Consider the following 21152-nt stretch of genomic DNA (forward strand, 5'->3'; position numbering starts at 1 on the left):
TGGGGATTTTGAGATACCCTATTAACGAAAGTTAAGGTTACTTAAAGTTAAAAGGTATTTCTATTATATGCTTGTCCTCTTTATTTGTGCATAATTAATATATAAATATATTCAATCATTCTTAATAACTTTTAGTTATAGTTCTTTCTTACATTTTATCGTTAAAAAGTTGATTGAAGGTTTATTTGCCATGTTCTTATTTGGTTCATCAATTTCCGAAACTTGTACTAGTCCATATTTTTTAAAATCCTGTTTTATAGATTCAGAATCATAGAAGAACATTTTTACACCTTCCATTATCTCATAATAATCTTTATCCAACTGTTTTCCTTTGCCATACATTGGAGCCTTTTTAGAAACAGTTGTAAAAACCATATATCCACCAGGTTTTAACTGATTATAACAATCTTTAATAAATTTCTCTCTTTCCTGTTCATTCAACAAATGAAGAAGTGCATGACTAAATATACCATCATACAGTTTATTATCAAAAGGCATTTCATTTACTGAACCGTGATAGATACTAACATCTTCTAGTCCGTTTTCTCTTGCTAAATCGATCGCTGTTTTCGAAATTTCAATACCTGTTACATTTATACTATTTTCGATAAATACCTTTGCGTTTCTTCCATAGCCAATACCCGGAACTAATATGTCTTTAACATTGTTTTCCACAAAAAAATCTTTTGTCAAAATTGCAGATTCTGTAGGTTCAAACCCCCACATCGTTTGTTTCTCAATAAAACTTGATTCCCAAAATTCCATTATATTTCTATCTCCTTATTTTTATCTCATGTTTAATATCACATGAAAGACCTATTCATTTTAACGCTGCTTTTTTCACCACAGTCACTATAGGTCCATTGAATATAGCATATTAATAAGCCTATATCTAATTTAAAGATTGGCTGAATATCTATTCTAAATATTAGCTTTTACAATTAGAAAAAATAAAAAATGCCAATACTTCAATTGTATATTGGCATTTCACATAAGAAATTATCTTTTTATATTGTACTGATCTATTACTTTTTCTAACACTTCTAAAGTGATTGGCTGAGCTTTCTCTATTAATTGGTAACCAATCCGCCCATTTGGTTCAGCTGTAACTTGCTGTAAACTTTTTAAATCATGAATCCCTTTTTCTCTTAATTGCATATATAGTTGTTGTTCCGACATTTTCGCCTTCATCAAATTCTCTTTTACAATCTCTCCATTTTCTACTATTATAATGCTACTGCCATTTAGGAATTGTTCCATCTTCTTTGATTTCAATTCAAAGAAATGAATGATAAGAAGTACGCACGCAAATATTGCAGCTGCAAATATAGATGGGACTACTTTCCTACTTAATACCGGTTCTACAATAATACGTGCAATTGATACTACTATAATGATTTCAGCTCTTGTCATTTGGCTAACAGATTTACTACCTGTCATTTTTAATGCAATAATCCCAGTCAGAATTAAAATAATGCTTTCAAAAATCATATTCATAATAGCCCAATCCTTTAATGGTGAATGTTACTAGCATTCCCATTTCATATAGCATTCTAAATGTATTTTAATTAAACTTTTTTGTAAAAATTAAACTTACATATACTGAAAAAGAATCTATTTTAACCAACCTTTTTTCAATAAGGATTTGATAATCCATCTTCCATTATCAAAAAAATAAAAAGCACCCGAATGGATGCATATAGATTAAACTTATTCATTATTACTTTCTTCACTTTCATCATCAACTGATTTGGAGTCTAACATGCTGCCTATATCAGGCGGTAAAGTTAACTCTATTCCAGCTATTGGTTGATTATCTTCATTAAACCATTGTTTCTTAAATTTAATCAATTCTTCATTTTTCTTATTTTCATTCATATTATCCCCCCTTTTATGTTTGATATTAAACTCTTTACTTAATATGTACACTGAGAAAGATAATATACTATTTGTACATAATGAAAGAGCAAAAACCATTCTCTGTTTTCACAACCCGTTGTACCTATTAAAGAATCCCCGTACATGTTACTCCGCGCTCTGCTATCATATTAGTGTCTAAACATATGTGGGCTATGTGACAAGTACCTGGTCATTTTGTTCATTATTCATATGAGACAAATACTTTTAAAGGGGTAATTATTCCTTGACTTAATTCCTCAAAACATTGAATGAGTCCTGTATGTTGTATTTCATGTTGAAAAATCTCTTCTATCCATGGTGTTTTTTCTATTTGACTAAAAAACCAATCTGCATGTTGTTGATAATTATATCCGTCACTTGAACCAATGATCCGCAGTTCTTTCTCATAAAAATCAGCGGTTAATGTTAGTTCTTCAATATTACCATCAGAAAGTATACATATTTGTCCATTAGTTTTAAGAGCTTTTTGCAATGTATGGAATCCGCAATTTGTAGCAGAACATTCAAAACCATAATTATATGTTTCTACTATCTGTTCTTCTGCATCAAATGTGTTTTTTACACTAAATTTCTGTGCAAATTCCCTTCTAGTTCTATCAGGTTCAACAATATCCACATGCTCAACACCTACATAGTATTTTAAGAAATAACAAGCAAGTAAACCGATAACTCCCATTCCAGTTATAAGTACCTTTTCATCCTGTCGCGGGTTTAGTTTCCATATACCTTTAGCAGCATCACACGAAAGAATAGATAATAACGCCACTTTAGGTTTTATATAACTAGGAACTCGAATTACTTTATCCCCCTTAACTATTCCTATCGTTTCATGTCCATAAAAAGAAACTACTTTATCGCCTATGTTTAAATTCGTTACTTTATTACCAACTTGAATCACTTCACCATAACTTTCATATCCAGTTTTTCTTGGATAAAAAGGATGTGTATCTGTAACATCGGATCCATTATACTGTGGTAACTCTGCACCAATACTTATTGCACCTGCAATTGTTTTAACGATAATTTCATCATCCTGTATAGAATTAATTTCGCGCGTTTCCCACTTAAGACGTTTTGGTCCTTCTAAAACTAATTTATTTTGTTCCATTTATAACCCTCACATTTTATAAAAATATATTTTCACTACATTTCAAAAAATGTATAATAAATTCATCTAAAATTTAAGCTATAACGTTGACTAGCATCCAACAGTGATAAAATGATAATTGAATTTGATGGATATGGTATAAATGAGTATGTTTTTGGCCGTAACTGTTCTCTTAACGAGTTAATAATAATGTAGTTAAATGTAAAAAATGAAGAGATATCTAATGAAGAACTTCTAAACTTATTTTGTGTACGGTATCATTATGAAAAAATCCAAAAGTTATTACAAGAAGACGTCTTAAGCGATATTGTCATTGATTTAGATACAGACTATATTTATATCGTAAACTAGATTGAGTGAATAGAAATTACGATTCAGCTAAGTGTTTAATAAAATAAGTCATTGCCCAAATTAATGTCGCAAACTGAGTGACAAAATACATTGTCCATTCAAAACCAGTCAATTTTCTCACTCGTTTAACCTTCTTTAAGTATCTGTAAAATATAAATGTACTTAAAAACATAAGTAACAACGATAATTGTTGTAAATCATCGACTATACGTACCGCCATGGGCTTCATCACCCTCCTATTCAAAATAAATATACTTTAAGGTTAACATTTATTGGTAGTTGATTTCCATTTAAATTACTTATGTTCAAAATAAAAAGAGCACTCCGCCATTGGGTGCTCTAAAAATATCAATTTATTCTTTTTTAAATTGAAAATTTAGACGTTCCACTTGTTTGATTTCCTCCATTATTTTACGAATTCCTTCTTCAATCCTATCTTCCTTTACATTCGATACGTTCAACTTTAATAGTCTTTGTTTCGGAAAACTTTTCACATAATTTTTATCAATCGTATCGATACTGATTTGCATTTCACTTAGTCTTTGTATCAACATGTCCGAAATACTTGTTTTATGTACTTCTAAACAAGTATGGATTCCAATTGTATTTTGCTTTTTATATGTGAATAAAAGCGGGTTTTCACTATGCATCCTTTCTAATGCTTCTGCTAGTTTTTTAGATCTATTATTATAGGAAAATTTAATTTTATTTTTATGGCGTTCGAACATGCCACTCTTTATATAAATTTCTAAAGCAGCTTGGGATATCATTGGGCTATCGATATCTAAAATCTTTTTATATGTATGGAAAGCACTCGAAATAATCGGTGGAATAACTGCTACACCAACTCGTAAACCTGGAAAAATAATTTTTGAATAACTCTTTAAATATATGACATGATTACCATGATCCAGGCTATATAATGGATCGGCTTTTGAATCTGTTTCTAAATCTGCTAAATAATCATCTTCCACTATAAATACATTATATTTCTTAGCCAATAACACGATCTTTTCTTTCTCGTCTTTAGAATAAGAAGTTCCAAGCGGATGATGATATCTTGGTATTGTATAAAAGAATTTTATTTTACCTGTTCGAAAAATACGTTCCAATTCATTTAAGTCAATACCTTCATTCGTACGTTTAATACCGATTACTGGAACTTTATTTATTTCTAGATATTCTATATATAAATGATACGTTGGCTGTTCAACTAATATTGTTTCATTTTCATTTGGAAATGAGATAGAAGTTAATATTGCAAGTGCCTGTTGCACGCCTGACGTTATAAAAATATTCTCTTCTTTCGTGAACACTTGATAATTTGCCAACTGTTTTTGAATGACTGGAATTAAAGATGGTAATCCTTTCGGCGTTCCGTATACGAACAAATCATTTTTATAAGTATCAATAGCCTTATTAATGCAATGCTGAAAATCTAAATACGGGAAAACATCTGGATCTGGTGCTGAAGAAGCGAAATCAATTATCTCTTTATTTTCTATAGTACTCCCAGATTTCTTAACAACGTAGTATCCACTTTGAGGGACAGAATATATAATGTGACGCTTTTCTAATTCATGAAGCGCACGTATAACTGTTGCCTTATTACATTCATATTGCGCAACGAGTGACCGTATTGACGGTAATTTCTGTCCTTCTTTTATCTCTCCATGTTGAATCATTTTTTCTATATCATTTAAAATATGTAAATACTTATACATTCTTTCACTCCCTTATAGAAGTATTTAAAAGGTCCCTCATTCTCACAGTCATTATAAAGTAAAAAGAAATACATCCTTTCTATCATTTTTAATTTTAACATTATTTCACATTTCCTCCTCTTAACAAGGAAATTACAATTAATAAATAGAATATCTCTATGAATAAATAAAAAGTGAGGGATATGTAATGCAACGTGTAAATACAATTGATATTAGTAATGTACTACAATTAGAAAAAACTCTTTCGTCTTTATTAAATAAAATGATTTCTTCAAAATTAGACCTAGAAAACTGGTTAAAAGAGCAGTCAAAAGTGATTTGGGAAATCGAAGAACAATTAAGAGCACATTATATCGCCTTTCAATGTAATACGGATGATGAAAAAATAAAGGATACTTTTGAACATGATCAACAATTTGTAAAGCCACTTTTAAAACGGTACCAAAATTTATTGGATAATAAATATTTAGAGTCACCTTTTCGAATGGAATTAGATTCTAACGTATATGGTTTGTTGGATGCAAAAATAAAAAATGCTCAAAAGTTATTTTGTGAGGAAAATATTGAATTAGAAGTAAAGGAAGACAAATTAGTCACAGAGTACTTTGAAATCACTGGAGGATTAATTGGAATTTGGGACGGAGAAGAAAAAACGATAACAGAATTACAATCCTATTTACAAGATTCGAATCGTGACATCCGTAAAAAGGCCAAAAACATTATTTCTGAACAATTTTTATCTGTTGAAAAAGAACTCCAAAACATATTAAATCAATTAATTGAAATTCGCCATCAAAAAGCAAAAAATATTCAACTAGAGAATTATCGCGATTATATGTTCAAAAAATACGAGCGTTTTGATTATTCAGCGAAAGATTGCTATGAACTAGCTGAATCCATACGTAAGTATGTTGTGCCTCTTAAAGATAAAATATTACTAGAGAAAAAAGAGAAACTGCAAGTGGATACGCTTCGCCCGTGGGATGTATCAGCTGTAACTCCAGATCAAAAAGTACTTAAACCAATTGCAAATGAAAATGATTTAATTGAAAAGAGCACTCATATCTTTAACAAACTAGATCTTGAATTTTCAACACTATTAAACCGAATGTATAAACACGATTGTCTTGATTTAACAAGCCGCAAAGGAAAAGCATCTGGAGGCTTTTGTGAGTACTTACCAGCTTCACAATTATCATTTATTTTTATGAACTTAAATTATACACAAGATGATATTATCACTTTTATACATGAAATGGGTCATAGTATTCATAACGAACTTATAAAACCATTAAAATTACGACAGTATATAGAAATTCCAGCTGAAACAGCTGAACTAGCTAGTATGACAATGGAGTTATTCTCGCTTAATTATTGGGATACCTTCTATACAGACAAAAAAGATTTAAAACAAGCAAAAATTAACTTCTTTAAAGATGTTATTTCATATTTACCTATTATGCTTATTGTCGATCAATTTCAACACTGGCTGTATGAAAATCCAAGTCATACTTCTGAAGAAAGAAATGAAAAATACTTACAACTTCAAAAACATTATCAGTCTAGCGTCATACATATTGATGGCTACGAAAACTGGATAGCAACGAGTTGGTTACCTGTACTCCATATCTTTGAAGTACCATTTTATTATATTGAATATGCGATCGCCCAACTTGGTGCATTACAAATGTATAAACAATATAAAGAGGATCCAAAGCAAGCACTTGAAAATTATAAAAAGGCCTTATCATTAGGTAGCTCTAAATCTTTAACAGAAGTATATGAAGCTGCTGGAATTCGTTTTGATTTTTCTAGCGAAACAATTAAGGAACTAATGGCATTTGTAGAAAAAGAATTAGAATTACTTGAGCAATTATAAGAAGAAAGCTGCACCTATATTTTTGGTGTAGCTTTCTTCTTTATTTTATTAATCAGCTCTATATACTGAGAATCACCATATCCGATTGTTGGAAATAGTTGAAACAACTTTGTTAATAATTCTTGAGTTGATAAATCTTTATTTTTAGAGATAAATTTCATTACAGCATTATCTTCTTTTAGCATTTTTAAATATAGATCTATAGCCTGATACATTACAGGTGGTACCTTATAGAAAGTCTTTTTATGATTTACTAATACTTCATTGTATACCGAAGAATAATTTCCTAATTCAAGTTCAATTTGATTTATTTTAAATTCATCTTCTCTGAAGCTATTTAAGTATACTTTCCCCTCATAACGAGACTGTTCAAGGTATGAAAGTATTGTAAGTAAGTTCATTTGACAAAACATATCTTCACCAAACCATAAAACAATACATTTATACTCTTTCGTAAAAAGTTTCTTTAATGGATCTATAACCTTTTTTGTGTAACTTTCTACTGAACTGTTATGTCCTGCTGCCCTTGTCTTAATAAATTCTTTATCAAAAACTAGTGTAGTAACTTGGTTTACACACATCGCTTCATTAAATGGTGCGTAATCAGAATCACCCATTAGCTTTTCATTTTTAAATTCTTCATACATCATTTGACCATTCAATATGTTTAATACATCTTTATCAAACAGCTCGCTCTTCGCATTTCGTAATTGTTCAACCTCTATTTTTCTAGAAATATTCATATTAAACTCTCCTTCCTTATTTATATTGAGTTTAACAAATGATTGAATAGGCAATTGGTTAAGTTGAAATTCTCTTGGATTCATTCCAAAAACATTCTTGAAAGCTCTACTATAGGCCTCTTGCGAAGAATAATTATAATCCAATGCGATATCTATTATCTTCCTACCATTCTTTAAATCTTCTATAGATAAGTATAACCTTCTAAGAAGAATATAGCGTCTAATACTGAAACCCGTTACTTGGTGAAATTTAAAAGAACAATAATAAGGAGAATACCCCATATAACGGGACAATTCATCTAATGAAAATTCCTTTTTTAAATTGACCTCAATCCAGTCAATCATCTGCTGTATATGTTCATTCATTTCCTTCACTCCTTATATAAAAGTATAAGAGAAGTGCGTTTCATTCTTTTGATATTTCTTGTGTTTTAAAACATGAGCCATTCTATAAAATCTATATATGAGTATTAGTTTTATATTTTTTACCTATCTTATTTTGACATACCTTCTATTCATTTTTCAATTTAGTGTTAATTCGTATGCTTGCAAGACCTAACTAATTATTAAAGGTCAATTTACATCATATTTCATTTTAAAGGATTTCAAAAATGAAACTAGAATTTTGTAAAATAAGATTCTTTTAATTCTCTAATAAAAAAATAAAAGTTTAGAAAGGGCGTTACAATGAACAAACTAGAAAAAGAAATACTTCAATTCATAAATGAACTATATCCGTTGAATTTTATTAACATTACACCAATAACAAATGAGATGTATGAATGTCTCACAGATCAAGGAACATACTTCATTAGAATTACAAACTACAAAACATATGAAGAACAATTAGAAGAAGTTACATATACGAATTTTCTATACGAAAACGGTTTATCTGTTCCACCAATCATCCCTTCATTGCAAGGGGATTTTGTAGAAAAGTTAACATTAGATAAAGAGATTTTTGCCGTATTATATAAAGCTGCGCCTGGTATACATTTACCAAAGTACGAATGGGATTCTAAAATATTTAAAAAGCTTGGTAAACAAATTGGAAAATTACATCGTATTTCTAAAAGCTTTGAAAAGACTAAACCAGTTAAACATATAAACGATTGGTATGAAAATGAAGAATATAATTTTCTTAAGTATATCCCTCAAGAAGAAACTACTATAAGAGAAATTGCATCTGATGTTTTAACTTCTATAAAAGAGTTACAAAAATCCACTTCAAATTACGGCTTAATTCACGGAGATTTATGGTTAGAAAATATTTTAGTTGAAAATAATTCAAACTTAACAATGATTGATTTTCAAGACTGTGAAAAACATTTTTATATATTCGATTTAGCAGTTCCTATTTATAGTGCTTTAGAATATTCATTTGCTGGAAATGCAAATATCGTTGAGTATGAGCATTCCATTACAAAAGCACTATTTGAAGGGTATCAAGAAGAAAATGAACTACCTAAAGAAATGATAGACAAGTTTCCATTATTTATTAAATTAAAGGAGATTTTTGAATATAGCTTAATGCATATGTATTGGGATAAAGAAGAATTAACTGAGGAACAAGTACGGATAATGAACCTTTATAGGATGAAAATTGAAAATAAGTATACCTATATCAATGTTTAAAAATGCTGTTGTTTAACTAAGTTTCCTTGTAGTTAAACAGCAGCAATTATTAATTATCTACTAGACAACCTTTTTTACAACTTATAAATACTGATTCAAAAGTTTGCTCAAATACACTTCATTTTGCGGCGATACTTTCTCGGTAAATCTAGCTACGCTAATAATAGGAGCCCATTGAAAGATTTCATCTCTTGTAAGATCGGTATTACTGCAATATATTTGCAAATACATTTCCGCTAATTCTACCGAATATTGTGAGTACAACAAATATGTATGAAACACATCTGCACGAAGATCACCCGCACTAGCATCAACCCAATCTATAATATTCGCTTTCTTATTATTCAAAATTAGATTAAATGGATGGAAATCACCATGGCATAATCTAGGTTCAAATTTAATTGAATATAACTTATCTAATATCTTTCCCTTTTGTTTTTCATCTACTTTATGAACAGATTTAATTTGTCGCTCTAACCTTACTCTCATTGATTCTATTTCATCTGTGTTCATACAGATAGCATGAATCTTTTTTTGTTCATTAACACAAATATTTATGTAACGCTCTGCTTCATTTAAATTATTAAGCAGGAGATCGCCAATACTGTCCCCTTTTACGTATTCCATAATAATTGCCTGTCTATTTTGTATCTTTGTCACTTCAAATACGTTTGGAACTGGTAGCCCACATGAATAAGCGTATTTTTGTTTTTTTGCTTCATTCATAGACTCTGTATCCGGAAGATATTCATTGAATAATTTGATAACCTTCTTTTCATAAAGATATATGTTGGCAGTATTTCCTTTTGCTATCTGATTTTCTAGATTCAATTCATTTCTCTCCTTACAGTAAATTAAGCTAACAACTTATACTCCTCTATAAATTCATTGTAATTTGGCAGAAACCCTTCTCCATGAAAATATAAAAAACTTACCGCTTTCCATCATTAAATAGAAAGCGGTAAGTTTAATTGTTTAGGAATATCCGAATGAAATTCTGATGTATGCACAATTGAAAATGTATATCCTTGCTGAATAAATAATACTTCATTATGTTTACACTCAAATGGAATACTATGTTTCTTAAATTTATTTTGAATTTGTTGTAAAAATGCTTGATCTGGTGTTCCGAAAGAAACATGTACTTTCGGTGGTAAAGCTTTCATCGCGATTGGAATCCACGGTCGCTGCCACCAAGTTGCAACAATGTATGCAGTGCCGCCTATAACAAAGTTAAAAATATCCCCATCTTCCATCGTTTTCATATTTAGATTTGATTTTAACCATTCCGTAAAAACAGGTACACTTTTAACGGGAAGACCGATTTCCCTTATATATAAAATGTTTAAAGGTGACTGCGGTACTAATACATCTTCTTTAACATAACTATGTGCGATCATTTCGAGTAGATTTCCATCACCATCTCTAAAATATAAGTTGAATCGGCCGCTCTCTTCATCAATTGTATGACCATCTTTCCATTTCACAATGAGTAATCCAGACTTTTCAAGCCATCTTGCAGTTTCATGAAATTTTGAATATGGAATCTCAAAAGCAAAGTGCGCAGATGCAATTGGTTCATATACTTCTTGAAAACTAATTGTAGTGTACGGTGTTACTTCAAATTGAATAAATGATGTCGTTTCTTTTTTTATGGGGAAACATAATATGTCCTTATAAACTTGTTTTACCCCTTCTATGGAAATCGTTTGTAGTTTTATATCTGTAATATGTGTAATCACATTACATTCCCCCTTGTTTCTTATTATCTATTTGTATTGTATTACAATTATAAATAGATAAAATCAAACGGAAGGATGGATTTTTCATATAAAAACTACAACTTTAGTATGCATATGTTAGCTTCAAAAGTCTTTTTGTTTGATACACACCATCAATAAAGATACATTTTTAAGTTTTTTTCTAATTTAGAAACTGCTGAAGTAATACAGGATCCTCTTTTAAAAGTTCTGATAAAAACATAAGTTGTGGAAAAGGTTGTAAAATTAACTCTTTATCCATTTTTTCTTTCAATATAGCAACTCCGCCTTGATTTATATAATTATTTAATGTTATTTTCCCAGTGCAAATTAATTCAATATCATTCAATGAAAGTAATAGTAGTCCATTCGTTTCAGAAGATGGTTTAGGTAGCATCTTTGAATAGACAATATACATGATAGATAAACTTTCATCCGGGCTATCAATAATTAATATTGGATTGACTTCATTTTCTACTTTTAATTTCTTAGATTGTGCATTCCAATACTCTTTATAATATGTAGTTGGTGAATTCAATATAGTAATATCCATAGAAGCTTCTTCTTCCACTTCTCTTTTAGCGGTTTCTACTGCTGTTTCATCCGCTTCTTTATGTCCTCCAAGTCTTACTACACCTAATGTATCCCCTTTACTCGTTGGTCCCACTTGAAAAACAAATGAATTCTTATACATTACATATGCACCAGATGTTCGAACATTCTTATCTGTATGTATCAATATTTTCCCTCCTAAATTAACTATCTCACAAACTAGTTTACTATAATTTTGTTATGTTCTTAAATAACCTTCAATCAAAAAACTACCTTCATTTTATTTCCTCCTTAAAATTTAAAAATACATCTAAAAAGTAGGATTCACAAAAGAATCATAGAATTCTATACATAACAAATATTGGACGGGTTATTTTCAAATTCCTCTATAATAAAGGTGGTATAAACAGTGTGAAACCTATACAAGAACGTAGCCTTACCGTAAAGACAACTTTTACTAAAGAATACAAGATTTTTATTTTGGGTTTACTCATTTCACGAATTGGGGATTCACTATATACTTTTGCGTTACCTTGGATTGCCTATCAATTAACCGGTTCAGCTGTAATTATGAGTTCTTTATTTGCTATTAACGTATTGCCAATCGTTTTATTTGGCCCTTTAGTTGGTGTAATAATTGATCGTTATGATCGAAAAAAGTTACTTTTGGTAGCGGATATTACTAATATTATTTTAGTAAGTCTTGTTCCAATACTACATTCATTACATCTATTACAAATCTGGCATTTATACATAATTACTTTTATGTTAGCAGTTATGTCCATGCTTTTTGATGTAACAACTGTTACAGTCATCCCGCAAATTGCCGGAGCATCCTTAACGAAAGCCAATTCTTTCTATCAAATGGTCAATCAATTAGCCAGTTTATTTGGTCCAATGATAGCTGGAGTTTTCGTTTCTTTTATTGGTAGCTTTCAGTTGCTTTGGATTAATGTTCTTTCATTTATTGCAACATTAATTGCTGTGATATTATTACCGTCTATGAAAACCGTAAACAAGAAATGCCAAGATAAAAATACACTTCAAAATGTACTAGCTGATTTGGTTAATGGATGTAAATGGCTCAAAAATGACCGTTTAAATTTAGCTTTATCTTTTCAAGCTATGATTGGAAACTTTGGAGCAAGTGCGGTTTTAGGTGTGTTCATGTATTATTTACTATCCACATTGCAACTTACGCCGGAACAAAGTGGCTTTAATTATTCACTAATTGGAATAGGCGGGCTCTTAGGAAGCTTGATTGCAGTTCCTTTAGAAAAGAGATTGCAACGACGCGGTCTTCTAATTCCTTTACTCCTATTTGTTGGAGCAATTGGCTTAACTTTTGCGCTTTGGAGTACATATTGGCTTGCTCCCGGAATTGCTTTCGGTATTGCAATGACTTGCAATATTGCATGGAATACAATTGTAGCCACCGTTCGCCAGGAAACAGTTCCATCAAATATGCAAGGGAGAGTTTTAGGATTTTCACGTGTACTTACACGATTAGCTATGCCACTCGGGGCATTAGTAGGAGGTATTATTTCAGCTTATAATCCAGTGTTTGTATTTGCTTTAGCTGCTTTTACTAAATTAATTGAAGTCTTTATTGCTTTATATAGTCCGATACGAAAACTATAATAGAAGGAAAGATAACTATGATTGGTTAATTGCAATTACGGATAAGTTTATAAAGAAAAAAGGCATATTATAATGCCTTTTTTCTTTACAATCATTTAACTGGATAACAAACTTCTGTAACCCATTTATTAGAATCCGATTCCATCGCTGGGCTCACATGATAAATATTAAACATTGGACCTGCTAATTCGTAATCTTCTGTCTCAATCCATTTTGCCGCTGCTTCATTTACGTTTGTCATTTGTTCATAACTTCCGCTTACTGTTACAGAAGCTACTTTGATTGGCTCTATTTTAGGATAAATTTAACAGAAGTATATACTTCTGTTAAATGCAAAAAAACAGACAATAAAACAAAAAGATTAACAAACAACAATACCACTCATCAACCATTTTTAATCTTAACAATCATTTTTATAATATAATAATTACATAATTAATATAACTTTTAACGTTATTACCCTCTTACTTCAAGAACCTTATCTTTATATATTTCAAACCATTGTTGCCATTTATCTTTAGAAAATTCTTTTTCTTTCCCTTCTAGTACGGAGGAAAAAAGATTTAAGCAAATATGCCAACCAGCTATATCTTTTGGAGTATGATCCGTTAATTCATGAATGTACTCTTTAAGAAGGAAAAGAGCACCATTTTTTTCTTTATGTATTTCAAATCGGACACGATCTTTATCCCAGGTAAATTCAAGTACTGAGTTTACTTGACACTCTAAAATATCAATATTTATAAATGAACCGTCCATCATGTCAAACTTGATTATTCCACCTGTTTTAAGGCTTTCAATCTGTAAATTAGACATCCATTTTTTAAGCTTACTGTTTTCTGTTAAAACAGACCAAACTTCCTCTATTGTATATGGAAATTGGCATTCGAATTTTACAATATACCCATCAGTTACTTTTTCAATTTCAGCTATCATATTGATTACCCCCCTATATAGAATGTATGTTCTCACTTTATTTTACACGAATATAAATATAAAATAAATCTTTATATAAACGAAGTAGTAATTTAAAGTTAAACGTGATGAGAAAAACTTTAATCTTTTCTAAATCAATTTAAATAATCTTGAAAAATAAATATCATTTATGCACGTTTCTTCCCAAAATATAGACTTACGCTCAAATAAAAAGAGCCGCATTTGCGACTCATAAATTTATAGAATTACTCCTGTTTTTGTTGAATGATTTACCGCTTAATCACATCAACAATTAACGATGGAAAACCAAGTTTATCACCTTTATTTCTAGAATCATACCTTTTCGAACGGAAAATAACACCGTCGTTTGCATTCCATTCATTGTAATAAAACTGACCATTTTCATCACAATATTCAAGCAAAACTACCTCAAATCCAGCAGTTTCAAACATTTTCGTTAAAGTTTTATAATTATGAACAATTTTATGACTTGCTGCTGGGTGATCTTTTGGGCCAGGTCCGCCTATTTGAACTATATTTTGGTATGCCTCATCTCGGAAAAATGCATCAGGAACGCCGCACCAAATATGACCAGATGGTTTTAAAAATTCATAACAAATCCTAGCTGCTCTTACACCTTCTTCAAACGAATAAGCTGTACTATCTACTTTTATATTTTTCTAAATTTGCGAACTAAAGTGAACACTATACCTGCAAAAACCATCCATAAGCCCATTGTTGTACTATTAGTTGTACTGCCCCCCGTGTTTGGAAGCTCTTTATATGTAGATTCTTTTTTATCGGAATTACTGTTGTTTTGGATATTACCGTTATTACTGTTATTAGTACTACCTTTAGCTTTGATAGCGTCTGTATCCTTCACTAATACTTTTTGTATGGCATGTACATTATTACCTACAGAATCTGTGACACTATATATTATTTCAAAAGTACCAGCTTTAGTGGCATCTCCAATATCTTTATATACTACTTTAGAAGTAAGATCACCGTCTTCTTTATCCGTAGCTGATACACCTACCATTGGATTGAATTCATCTCCCTTAGTAATTGTAGTTGTAGAAGGTACTTTTAGTATTGGTATGTCATTCTTAACTTCTTCTCTACCTGTGATTGTTACAGTTTGTTTCGCAATTTCTTCATGGCCTTTAGAATTTGTAACTGTATACGTTACTATGTAAGTACCGACTTTAGAGGTATCTACTTCCCCCTCAACTTTTACTTTAGAAGTAAGATCGCCGTCTTCTTTATCAATAGCTTTTACTTTTGCCATCGGATCGAATGATTCTCCTACAGTAATTGTCGTTGCAATAGGAACTGTTAATGTAGGTTTTAGATCTGATGTTTCTCCATCTCCCTCTACAATTACAGTCTGTGTTACCGTTGCTTTCCCACCTTGAGAATCAACGACAGAGTAATCCACAATGTATTTGCCTGGTTTAGAAGTGTCTACATCACCTTTATGTTCTACTCGATTTGTTAAATCACCATCTTCTTTATCAATAGCTTTTATATTGCTCATTGGGTCAAACTTATCACCGACACGTAGTGTAATTGTTGGCGGTACTGTTAGCTCTGGGACTTGGTTTGCCTCAGTTTTTTCGTTTTCTTTCACTGTTCCTTTAATTTTTGCTGCATCAAAAGCTTTTTGGACCGTTTCAACCTCAATGGAATTTGCCCCATATTTATTTGTTGCAACTTTAAGACACGCTAATCTTAATTCAGAGAAATTAGAAGTCATGTTCAATTCATCAGTATTTGCATAATAGAAAATATCAAACATTTTATCTTCACCAATACCATTTACAGTTACATCGTTTTGAGTGCCACCTTGCGCAATTAAATACGCGACTTTATTAATAATACTTGAGTTGAAATGAACGCCCTCATTATCTTCTCCGTTTAAATCACTAAATTTACTATAATCATCTGGATATGGTACTCCATCAAAAAATTTGACTGAAGATGGATTTTTCATATTACGGAGAACGGATCCACTTTGTTCTCCTATTGTCCAATTAAATTCCCCATTATTTATATATTTTTCAATAGCCGTTCCCATAATATCAGATAATGCTTCATTAATTGCTCCCGATTCCCCAAAGAATTCAAGATTAGATTCGCTAGATGTAACCGCATGTGTAAATTCATGGCCCGCTATGTCAAACGCTCTAACCATTGGATCACCATATATAAGCATACTAACATTGTTAATATTAGCGCTAAATGCATTCCCCCAATTTTTAGGATCATTTGTTTCTCCAGAATCCCATGCATGTACAACTGAAACTACTTTTTTCCCTTTATTATCAAAACTATTACGCTTATATTTGTCTTTATAAAAATCATATACGTTTGTCGCTAAGAAATGAGCACTTACCGCTTTTGGGTCATTAAATGTTGTTGATGTGCTAGTTGTTAATATACCAGGATAATATTTTTCTTCGAAAGTAATATCTCTATAATTTACATCATACGTCTCAATTCCTTGCCCTCTTGTATAATCAGCAAGCGCATATTTCCCGTTACTTTGTTCAGAAATACCGAATGTACGAGTTATTCCTAAATCATCTTTTCCAGTCCCGGTTAATGATTTAAAATTACTTTTTTTACTCTCCTGAATAGCTTCAATACGCTCTTCATTTACTTTTAAATCTGACTCTTGCACCATATTTTTCAACATATCACCACTATGAGCATCCACTAAATAAGTTCCAGATACATAGTTTGGTGCGGCAGCTGCAAATGTAACTTGATATGCATTTGCAGCCTGCCCACGATTTTCATCAACAAAAATAACTTCCTTAACTTCTGGCTCAGAAATAAATTTAATATCCTTTCCATACTTCGTATAAATATATTGTTTTGCTTCTTCGTTTGATAAATTAATAGGATTCTTTAAATCTTCTTTTGCTAAATTTTGTGCGCTGTCTCCTGAAACACTTTTAATAACACCTTTTTTATCTACATGAGCAGTCAATTGGTGTCCATATACTTCTTTTCCTTCATATATTTGTTGCATACGCAAAAGTGTCGTCCCATCATATGAACCACGTTTTTGAAGAACCTTGTAATCTACCCCTTTTTCTCCACTAACTTGTTTTGGAGACAAAGCATGATCCGTCTTTTCCTTAAGTGCATCTTTCACTACATTCTCTGGCGTCTTTTGTGATGGTTGTGTAAGTTCACCGGTACGGAACGAATCCTCTTGAACATCAACTTGCATTTGAACCGTTTCCTCTGCATGACCTACCCCATATGGTGTTACACTTGCTAAAGCTAATCCTGTTGTTAATGCAACTATAGCTATTTCTTTTTTATTTTTCATGTTATTTTCCTCATATAATTTTCTAAAATATGAAACTGCTAAAATCCATACAATTTATTCCTATCATAAAAAGATGACTTCTGTAATCAACAAAAGTCATCCCTTCAATATGTAATATCCCTAATATATTTTTAATGCATAATTTCTATATAAACAGAAAAAAGTATTCATTAACGAGCATTTTGCATTACTTTTATTAGGTCATTTATATTTTTAACTTTCTGCTGAAACTGATCAAACCTGCTATGTAACAATGAAGGATTTTTATCTTCAGTTGAAATAACTTTTTTTAATTCCTGTTCTAATATATCATATGTATCAAAGAAATTATCAAATTCTACACTTACAAGCTCTTTATTTTCACGATAAAATCTTTTTGTTTCTATATAAGTCATGTATGATTTATTTAAAAAACCTAATGAAATTAAATATTTAGAAGTGTTTTCTTGATAAATAGCAATATCACATGCTATTTTCATATCAGAATAAGTTCTTTGAACGAAAGAATGCAATTCAAAAATCTTAAACTTTATTCCATTATTCATTTCATCCCCTCCATCCTATCTATTCTACATAAAAAAAGAATATTATACAAAGTAAAATATCAATATAGTACAAAAATAAAAAGCGAAAGAATAAATTCTCCCACTTATTATATCAATAAATACATTTCATATTGTGCTAAAGAATTCTTTTCAAATCCAGTTTTCTTTAAAAACCCTTCTAGTAAATTGTTATTTGGAAATCCAATTGATAGACTTTCTAAATTCAACTCATCTCTTGCTACTTGTAATAATTTTGATCCAATACTACGATTTCTATAATCTTTTTCTACGAAAATAAAACTAATTTTACCTTGTTCATTTATACATATAGCACCTTTTAAATCATTATTGACATATGCGCCGTAAAATGAATTATTTGTTTTTTCGATATAGTCCATATCATTTTGCCAATTTATATGGAAGTGTAACCATTTTTGAATTTCAACTTTAAAAGCTGCAAATTCTAATTGTTTTACTTCAATTCCTTTACATTCTTTATGTATTATTTTAGTCATATCTTTTAAATTATAATAAGATAGATCGTACACTTTTTCATAGCCTAATTTATTATAAAAACGAATCGCCCGGTCATTACCTACAATGACTTCAAGAAAAAGTTGCTTACACTCATTTTGAAGCGCCTCTTCTTTATGCAGTTCAAATAACATTTGACTCACACCAACACCACGATAATTCGGATGAACCGCTAATGTACCGCAGCGCATTGTTTTTATATTTTCATAATCCTTTATCCCACCAAGTATTACACCAACTGGCTTGTCACCATCTAAAGCAAGAAACGAGTGTTCTAACGAATTCCCTTCAGCTCCAAAAAATCTTTTTATAAAATCTTCTTTTGAAACTTCCATCTTAATAATATAATCTGAAAACCCATCCCTAAAAGCTTCATACACTAAATCTATATTTATTTCACTGCATCTTTTGTATTGAATCATATAAAATTATCCCCCACTTACTCGTGTTAACTTAACATACAAATACATAAAATGTACGAATTCCATTTTCCCCATCATTCTTTAACTTTTAATTCTATCCCTTAATTTGAAATGAACGGACACTTCCCTACATATCTATCACTATTAATTTGTTTTATAACAAACGGTGCAATATCGCCATTTTGTATTTTAATTCCTGGCATATCAACTAAACTCTCTTTTATACTTCCAATACCATTTCCCTCTATAACAAATGGTAATCTAACAATTGTCCAATCTACCTCACTATTTTGGATAATTTGTAATTCTTTATATTTATCTTGCATCATTTTTGGTAAAAACAATTTAAACAAAGTAGCTCCTATTTTATTTACAATTCCCTTCTGATCTCCCGTAACATTTAAAGAACCTCCGGAAATTAGAATATATCTTTTTATTTTAGACTCCTTCATCGCTTCTAAAATATGCTTCGTTACTGTACTAAAAATGTAAGATTCATTTTTCGGTTGACCTACTGCATTAACTACAACTTGGCACCCTTTAAGTAATTCGCGTATTGAGGAAAAATCACGTGCATCCCCAATAATAGGCTCTATACTTTCATTAGTTATCGTCATATTATTAGAATTTCTCGTTAATATTTTTACTTCATATCCCTTTTTTAAAGCTTCTTTTACAAGGTATTTCCCAGCTTTTCCGTTCGCACCCAAAATAGCTATTTTATTTGTGCTTTCCAATATTAAGCCCCTCTTACTATCTATGATTTACTACATTGATCTCATACACACGTAAAAAAGCAATTAAATGCTCACAAGCTCGTTCACATGCTAACATTTTAAAGATTTTTTGTTCCTCTTTCGTTTTATCATTTGCTTGATCTGAAGCAGCTTTTAAACATAAAAAAGGTTTTTTATTGATTTGACATACATAAGCAAAAGCTGCCACTTCTTGATCAACTGCCAATGCCCCATATACAGTATGGAGTAAATATCTCATTTCCGAACTACGGATACGTTGATCTCCAGATAAAAATGTCCCGAAATGAATCGGATCATACGATCGTATTTTTTTTATTCTTCTTACAAGTGATTTTGTTGTTTCAATAGGTGCTGTTCTACCATTATATAAGTTAAAAACATCTTCGCCCGAACCAGCAGCAGTGACATCGTGTTGTATGGCGTTTAGTGCCACTACAATATGACCATTTTTCACCTTATTTGATAAACTCCCACATATCCCTGTCATAAACAACTCATCTGGCTGAAACTCACTAATTAATAATTGTGCACAACTAGCACAACTTACCTTCCCAACACCAGTTATAACTGAAATAATTTCCAGATCGTTTATAGTATGAAAATGAAATTCCCAAGCGGCTCTTTTTTCAATGCGTTCACTTGGATAATATTGATGTAAATATGTAAGTTCAGGTTCCCAAGCGGCTACGATTGCAATACGTTTCATTACAAACTTCACTTCCCTCACTGTCATTTAAATAATTTATCTATGCTTTCTCTTTTATAATCTGGAATCCACTCTTTATATTTCTCATATAAATTTCGTATTGTTTCTTTATTCTTCGAAATTACTTCACTTCCTCTATCATCATGCATAAACATGATAATATCTTTTGTTGCATTTATGAGAAATACATCTGGATAAGAAATTTCTTTTTTTGCGTCCTAAACGAGGATAAAGACCTGGTAAATCTTCATGATTCGCCGCTTTAATAAATCGTTTATACTTTATATCACCAGCGAAATATTTTAATGAAAATCGATATGTACAATACAAGTCAGTTTCTTCATCTTCAAATAAAAAAGTATTGTTTCTTGTCTTGTATGATATTTTAAATCTCTTTTTGAATAAATAGACTATATATTTATTTTCTGTGGATTTTTTACATTTCCCTTTTTAAGTCAATAAACATTTGCTATTAAAAACACTTTATCTTCTTTTGAAAATATATCTTCAAATAAGTGTTTATTATATGTATGGTACTAATGTAACCCCAGTAAATATTTCATTCATATATTCTTTTAACTGTATTTTATAT

At 30.6% G+C, this 21152-nt stretch carries 19 protein-coding genes and 4 pseudogenes; 4 read left to right on the top strand and 19 right to left on the bottom strand.

The features are described 5' to 3' along the window. Positions 1 to 135: 135 nt before the first annotated feature. The 4 genes from ACTFNE_RS07350 to ACTFNE_RS07365 all read right to left on the bottom strand — a co-directional run bounded on the left by ACTFNE_RS07350 (position 136) and on the right by ACTFNE_RS07365 (position 3028). Complete coding sequence (locus ACTFNE_RS07350) at positions 136 to 765, bottom strand: class I SAM-dependent methyltransferase (protein ID WP_000397616.1); 630 nt, start codon at positions 763 to 765, stop codon at positions 136 to 138. Between the two features lie 234 nt (positions 766 to 999). Then, positions 1000 to 1497: a DUF421 domain-containing protein gene (locus ACTFNE_RS07355; protein ID WP_001055961.1), complete on the bottom strand. Its 498-nt coding sequence runs from the start codon at positions 1495 to 1497 to the stop codon at positions 1000 to 1002. A gap of 213 nt (positions 1498 to 1710) precedes the next feature. Further along, positions 1711 to 1878 carry a hypothetical protein gene (locus ACTFNE_RS07360; RefSeq protein ID WP_046197366.1) on the bottom strand — a complete coding sequence of 56 codons (168 nt, stop codon included), beginning with the start codon at positions 1876 to 1878 and terminating at the stop codon, positions 1711 to 1713. 223 nt (positions 1879 to 2101) lie between these two features. After that, positions 2102 to 3028 carry an alcohol dehydrogenase catalytic domain-containing protein gene (locus ACTFNE_RS07365; RefSeq protein ID WP_270706092.1) on the bottom strand — a complete coding sequence of 309 codons (927 nt, stop codon included), beginning with the start codon at positions 3026 to 3028 and terminating at the stop codon, positions 2102 to 2104. A 111-nt stretch (positions 3029 to 3139) separates the two neighbouring features. On the opposite strand from ACTFNE_RS07365, the pseudogene ACTFNE_RS07370 reads away from it, so the two are divergent. Continuing rightward, positions 3140 to 3379 (top strand): annotated as a pseudogene (locus tag ACTFNE_RS07370) (hypothetical protein). A 16-nt stretch (positions 3380 to 3395) separates the two neighbouring features. On the opposite strand, the gene ACTFNE_RS07375 reads toward ACTFNE_RS07370, so the two are convergent. Both ACTFNE_RS07375 and ACTFNE_RS07380 read right to left on the bottom strand, forming a co-directional pair. After that, positions 3396 to 3599: a hypothetical protein gene (locus ACTFNE_RS07375; RefSeq protein WP_270706091.1), complete on the bottom strand. Its 204-nt coding sequence runs from the start codon at positions 3597 to 3599 to the stop codon at positions 3396 to 3398. Between the two features lie 133 nt (positions 3600 to 3732). After that, entirely contained in the window at positions 3733 to 5103 is a 1371-nt protein-coding gene (locus tag ACTFNE_RS07380; RefSeq protein WP_270706090.1) for an aminotransferase-like domain-containing protein, read from the bottom strand. Positions 5104 to 5290: 187 nt separating this feature from the next. Here ACTFNE_RS07380 and ACTFNE_RS07385 point away from each other — a divergent pair, with 187 nt between their 5' ends. Then, positions 5291 to 6982, top strand: coding sequence for a M3 family oligoendopeptidase (locus ACTFNE_RS07385; RefSeq protein ID WP_270706089.1), 1692 nt, complete (start codon positions 5291 to 5293; stop codon positions 6980 to 6982). Between the two features lie 14 nt (positions 6983 to 6996). Here the strand turns inward: ACTFNE_RS07385 and ACTFNE_RS07390 are convergent, their stop codons facing one another. Next, a complete protein-coding gene (locus tag ACTFNE_RS07390; protein WP_270706088.1) occupies positions 6997 to 8091 on the bottom strand; it encodes a helix-turn-helix domain-containing protein in 1095 nt (364 codons plus the stop codon). Positions 8092 to 8412: 321 nt separating this feature from the next. Here ACTFNE_RS07390 and ACTFNE_RS07395 point away from each other — a divergent pair, with 321 nt between their 5' ends. Continuing rightward, positions 8413 to 9360 carry a phosphotransferase enzyme family protein gene (locus tag ACTFNE_RS07395; protein WP_046197370.1) on the top strand — a complete coding sequence of 316 codons (948 nt, stop codon included), beginning with the start codon at positions 8413 to 8415 and terminating at the stop codon, positions 9358 to 9360. Between the two features lie 81 nt (positions 9361 to 9441). Here ACTFNE_RS07395 and ACTFNE_RS07400 read toward each other — a convergent pair whose 3' ends face one another. The 3 genes from ACTFNE_RS07400 to ACTFNE_RS07410 all read right to left on the bottom strand — a co-directional run bounded on the left by ACTFNE_RS07400 (position 9442) and on the right by ACTFNE_RS07410 (position 11859). Next, positions 9442 to 10191, bottom strand: a complete 750-nt coding sequence (locus ACTFNE_RS07400) for an aminoglycoside phosphotransferase family protein (protein ID WP_046197371.1) — start codon at positions 10189 to 10191, stop codon at positions 9442 to 9444. A 116-nt stretch (positions 10192 to 10307) separates the two neighbouring features. Continuing rightward, entirely contained in the window at positions 10308 to 11102 is a 795-nt protein-coding gene (locus tag ACTFNE_RS07405; protein ID WP_046197372.1) for a VOC family protein, read from the bottom strand. 181 nt (positions 11103 to 11283) lie between these two features. After that, positions 11284 to 11859 (bottom strand): NUDIX domain-containing protein, encoded by a 576-nt coding sequence (locus ACTFNE_RS07410; protein WP_270706087.1) that lies wholly within the window; start codon positions 11857 to 11859, stop codon positions 11284 to 11286. A 224-nt stretch (positions 11860 to 12083) separates the two neighbouring features. On the opposite strand from ACTFNE_RS07410, the gene ACTFNE_RS07415 reads away from it, so the two are divergent. Then, positions 12084 to 13313 carry an MFS transporter gene (locus ACTFNE_RS07415; protein WP_046197374.1) on the top strand — a complete coding sequence of 410 codons (1230 nt, stop codon included), beginning with the start codon at positions 12084 to 12086 and terminating at the stop codon, positions 13311 to 13313. 91 nt (positions 13314 to 13404) lie between these two features. Here the strand turns inward: ACTFNE_RS07415 and ACTFNE_RS07420 are convergent. The 9 genes and pseudogenes from ACTFNE_RS07420 to ACTFNE_RS07460 all read right to left on the bottom strand — a co-directional run. Continuing rightward, a pseudogene (locus tag ACTFNE_RS07420) lies at positions 13405 to 13614 on the bottom strand (MerR family transcriptional regulator); the annotation flags it as partial. Positions 13615 to 13769: 155 nt separating this feature from the next. Then, positions 13770 to 14249 (bottom strand): SRPBCC family protein, encoded by a 480-nt coding sequence (locus ACTFNE_RS07425; RefSeq protein ID WP_046197375.1) that lies wholly within the window; start codon positions 14247 to 14249, stop codon positions 13770 to 13772. 269 nt (positions 14250 to 14518) lie between these two features. Next, a pseudogene (locus ACTFNE_RS07430) lies at positions 14519 to 14899 on the bottom strand (class I SAM-dependent methyltransferase); the annotation flags it as partial. A gap of 20 nt (positions 14900 to 14919) precedes the next feature. After that, complete coding sequence (locus tag ACTFNE_RS07435; protein ID WP_270706086.1) at positions 14920 to 17595, bottom strand: M4 family metallopeptidase; 2676 nt, start codon at positions 17593 to 17595, stop codon at positions 14920 to 14922. 170 nt (positions 17596 to 17765) lie between these two features. Further along, a complete protein-coding gene (locus ACTFNE_RS07440) occupies positions 17766 to 18140 on the bottom strand; it encodes a hypothetical protein (RefSeq protein ID WP_270706085.1) in 375 nt (124 codons plus the stop codon). Between the two features lie 107 nt (positions 18141 to 18247). After that, a complete protein-coding gene (locus tag ACTFNE_RS07445) occupies positions 18248 to 19096 on the bottom strand; it encodes a GNAT family N-acetyltransferase (protein ID WP_046197378.1) in 849 nt (282 codons plus the stop codon). Between the two features lie 101 nt (positions 19097 to 19197). After that, complete coding sequence (locus ACTFNE_RS07450; protein WP_046197379.1) at positions 19198 to 19833, bottom strand: SDR family oxidoreductase; 636 nt, start codon at positions 19831 to 19833, stop codon at positions 19198 to 19200. Positions 19834 to 19849: 16 nt separating this feature from the next. Further along, positions 19850 to 20587: a 5'-methylthioadenosine/S-adenosylhomocysteine nucleosidase gene (gene mtnN, locus ACTFNE_RS07455; protein WP_046197380.1), complete on the bottom strand. Its 738-nt coding sequence runs from the start codon at positions 20585 to 20587 to the stop codon at positions 19850 to 19852. Continuing rightward, positions 20584 to 21145, bottom strand: a pseudogene (locus tag ACTFNE_RS07460) (DUF3885 domain-containing protein). Before ACTFNE_RS07460 ends, mtnN begins: the two are co-directional and overlap by 4 nt. Positions 21146 to 21152: the final 7 nt, after the last annotated feature.

This window comes from Bacillus cereus group sp. MYBKT111-2 (genome assembly GCF_051915205.1).
Taxonomy (GTDB): domain Bacteria; phylum Bacillota; class Bacilli; order Bacillales; family Bacillaceae_G; genus Bacillus_A; species Bacillus_A paranthracis.

Coding starts and splice junctions, on each gene's coding strand:
- ACTFNE_RS07350 (WP_000397616.1), bottom strand. CDS start 765: ATGGAATTTTGGGAATCAAGTTTTATTGAGAAACAAACGATGTGGGGG.
- ACTFNE_RS07355 (WP_001055961.1), bottom strand. CDS start 1,497: ATGAATATGATTTTTGAAAGCATTATTTTAATTCTGACTGGGATTATT.
- ACTFNE_RS07360 (WP_046197366.1), bottom strand. CDS start 1,878: ATGAATGAAAATAAGAAAAATGAAGAATTGATTAAATTTAAGAAACAA.
- ACTFNE_RS07365 (WP_270706092.1), bottom strand. CDS start 3,028: ATGGAACAAAATAAATTAGTTTTAGAAGGACCAAAACGTCTTAAGTGG.
- ACTFNE_RS07375 (WP_270706091.1), bottom strand. CDS start 3,599: ATGGCGGTACGTATAGTCGATGATTTACAACAATTATCGTTGTTACTT.
- ACTFNE_RS07380 (WP_270706090.1), bottom strand. CDS start 5,103: ATGTATAAGTATTTACATATTTTAAATGATATAGAAAAAATGATTCAA.
- ACTFNE_RS07385 (WP_270706089.1), top strand. CDS start 5,291: ATGCAACGTGTAAATACAATTGATATTAGTAATGTACTACAATTAGAA.
- ACTFNE_RS07390 (WP_270706088.1), bottom strand. CDS start 8,091: ATGAATGAACATATACAGCAGATGATTGACTGGATTGAGGTCAATTTA.
- ACTFNE_RS07395 (WP_046197370.1), top strand. CDS start 8,413: ATGAACAAACTAGAAAAAGAAATACTTCAATTCATAAATGAACTATAT.
- ACTFNE_RS07425 (WP_046197375.1), bottom strand. CDS start 14,249: ATGATAGCTGAAATTGAAAAAGTAACTGATGGGTATATTGTAAAATTC.
- ACTFNE_RS07435 (WP_270706086.1), bottom strand. CDS start 17,595: ATGAAAAATAAAAAAGAAATAGCTATAGTTGCATTAACAACAGGATTA.
- ACTFNE_RS07440 (WP_270706085.1), bottom strand. CDS start 18,140: ATGAATAATGGAATAAAGTTTAAGATTTTTGAATTGCATTCTTTCGTT.
- ACTFNE_RS07445 (WP_046197378.1), bottom strand. CDS start 19,096: ATGATTCAATACAAAAGATGCAGTGAAATAAATATAGATTTAGTGTAT.
- mtnN (WP_046197380.1), bottom strand. CDS start 20,587: ATGACAGTGAGGGAAGTGAAGTTTGTAATGAAACGTATTGCAATCGTA.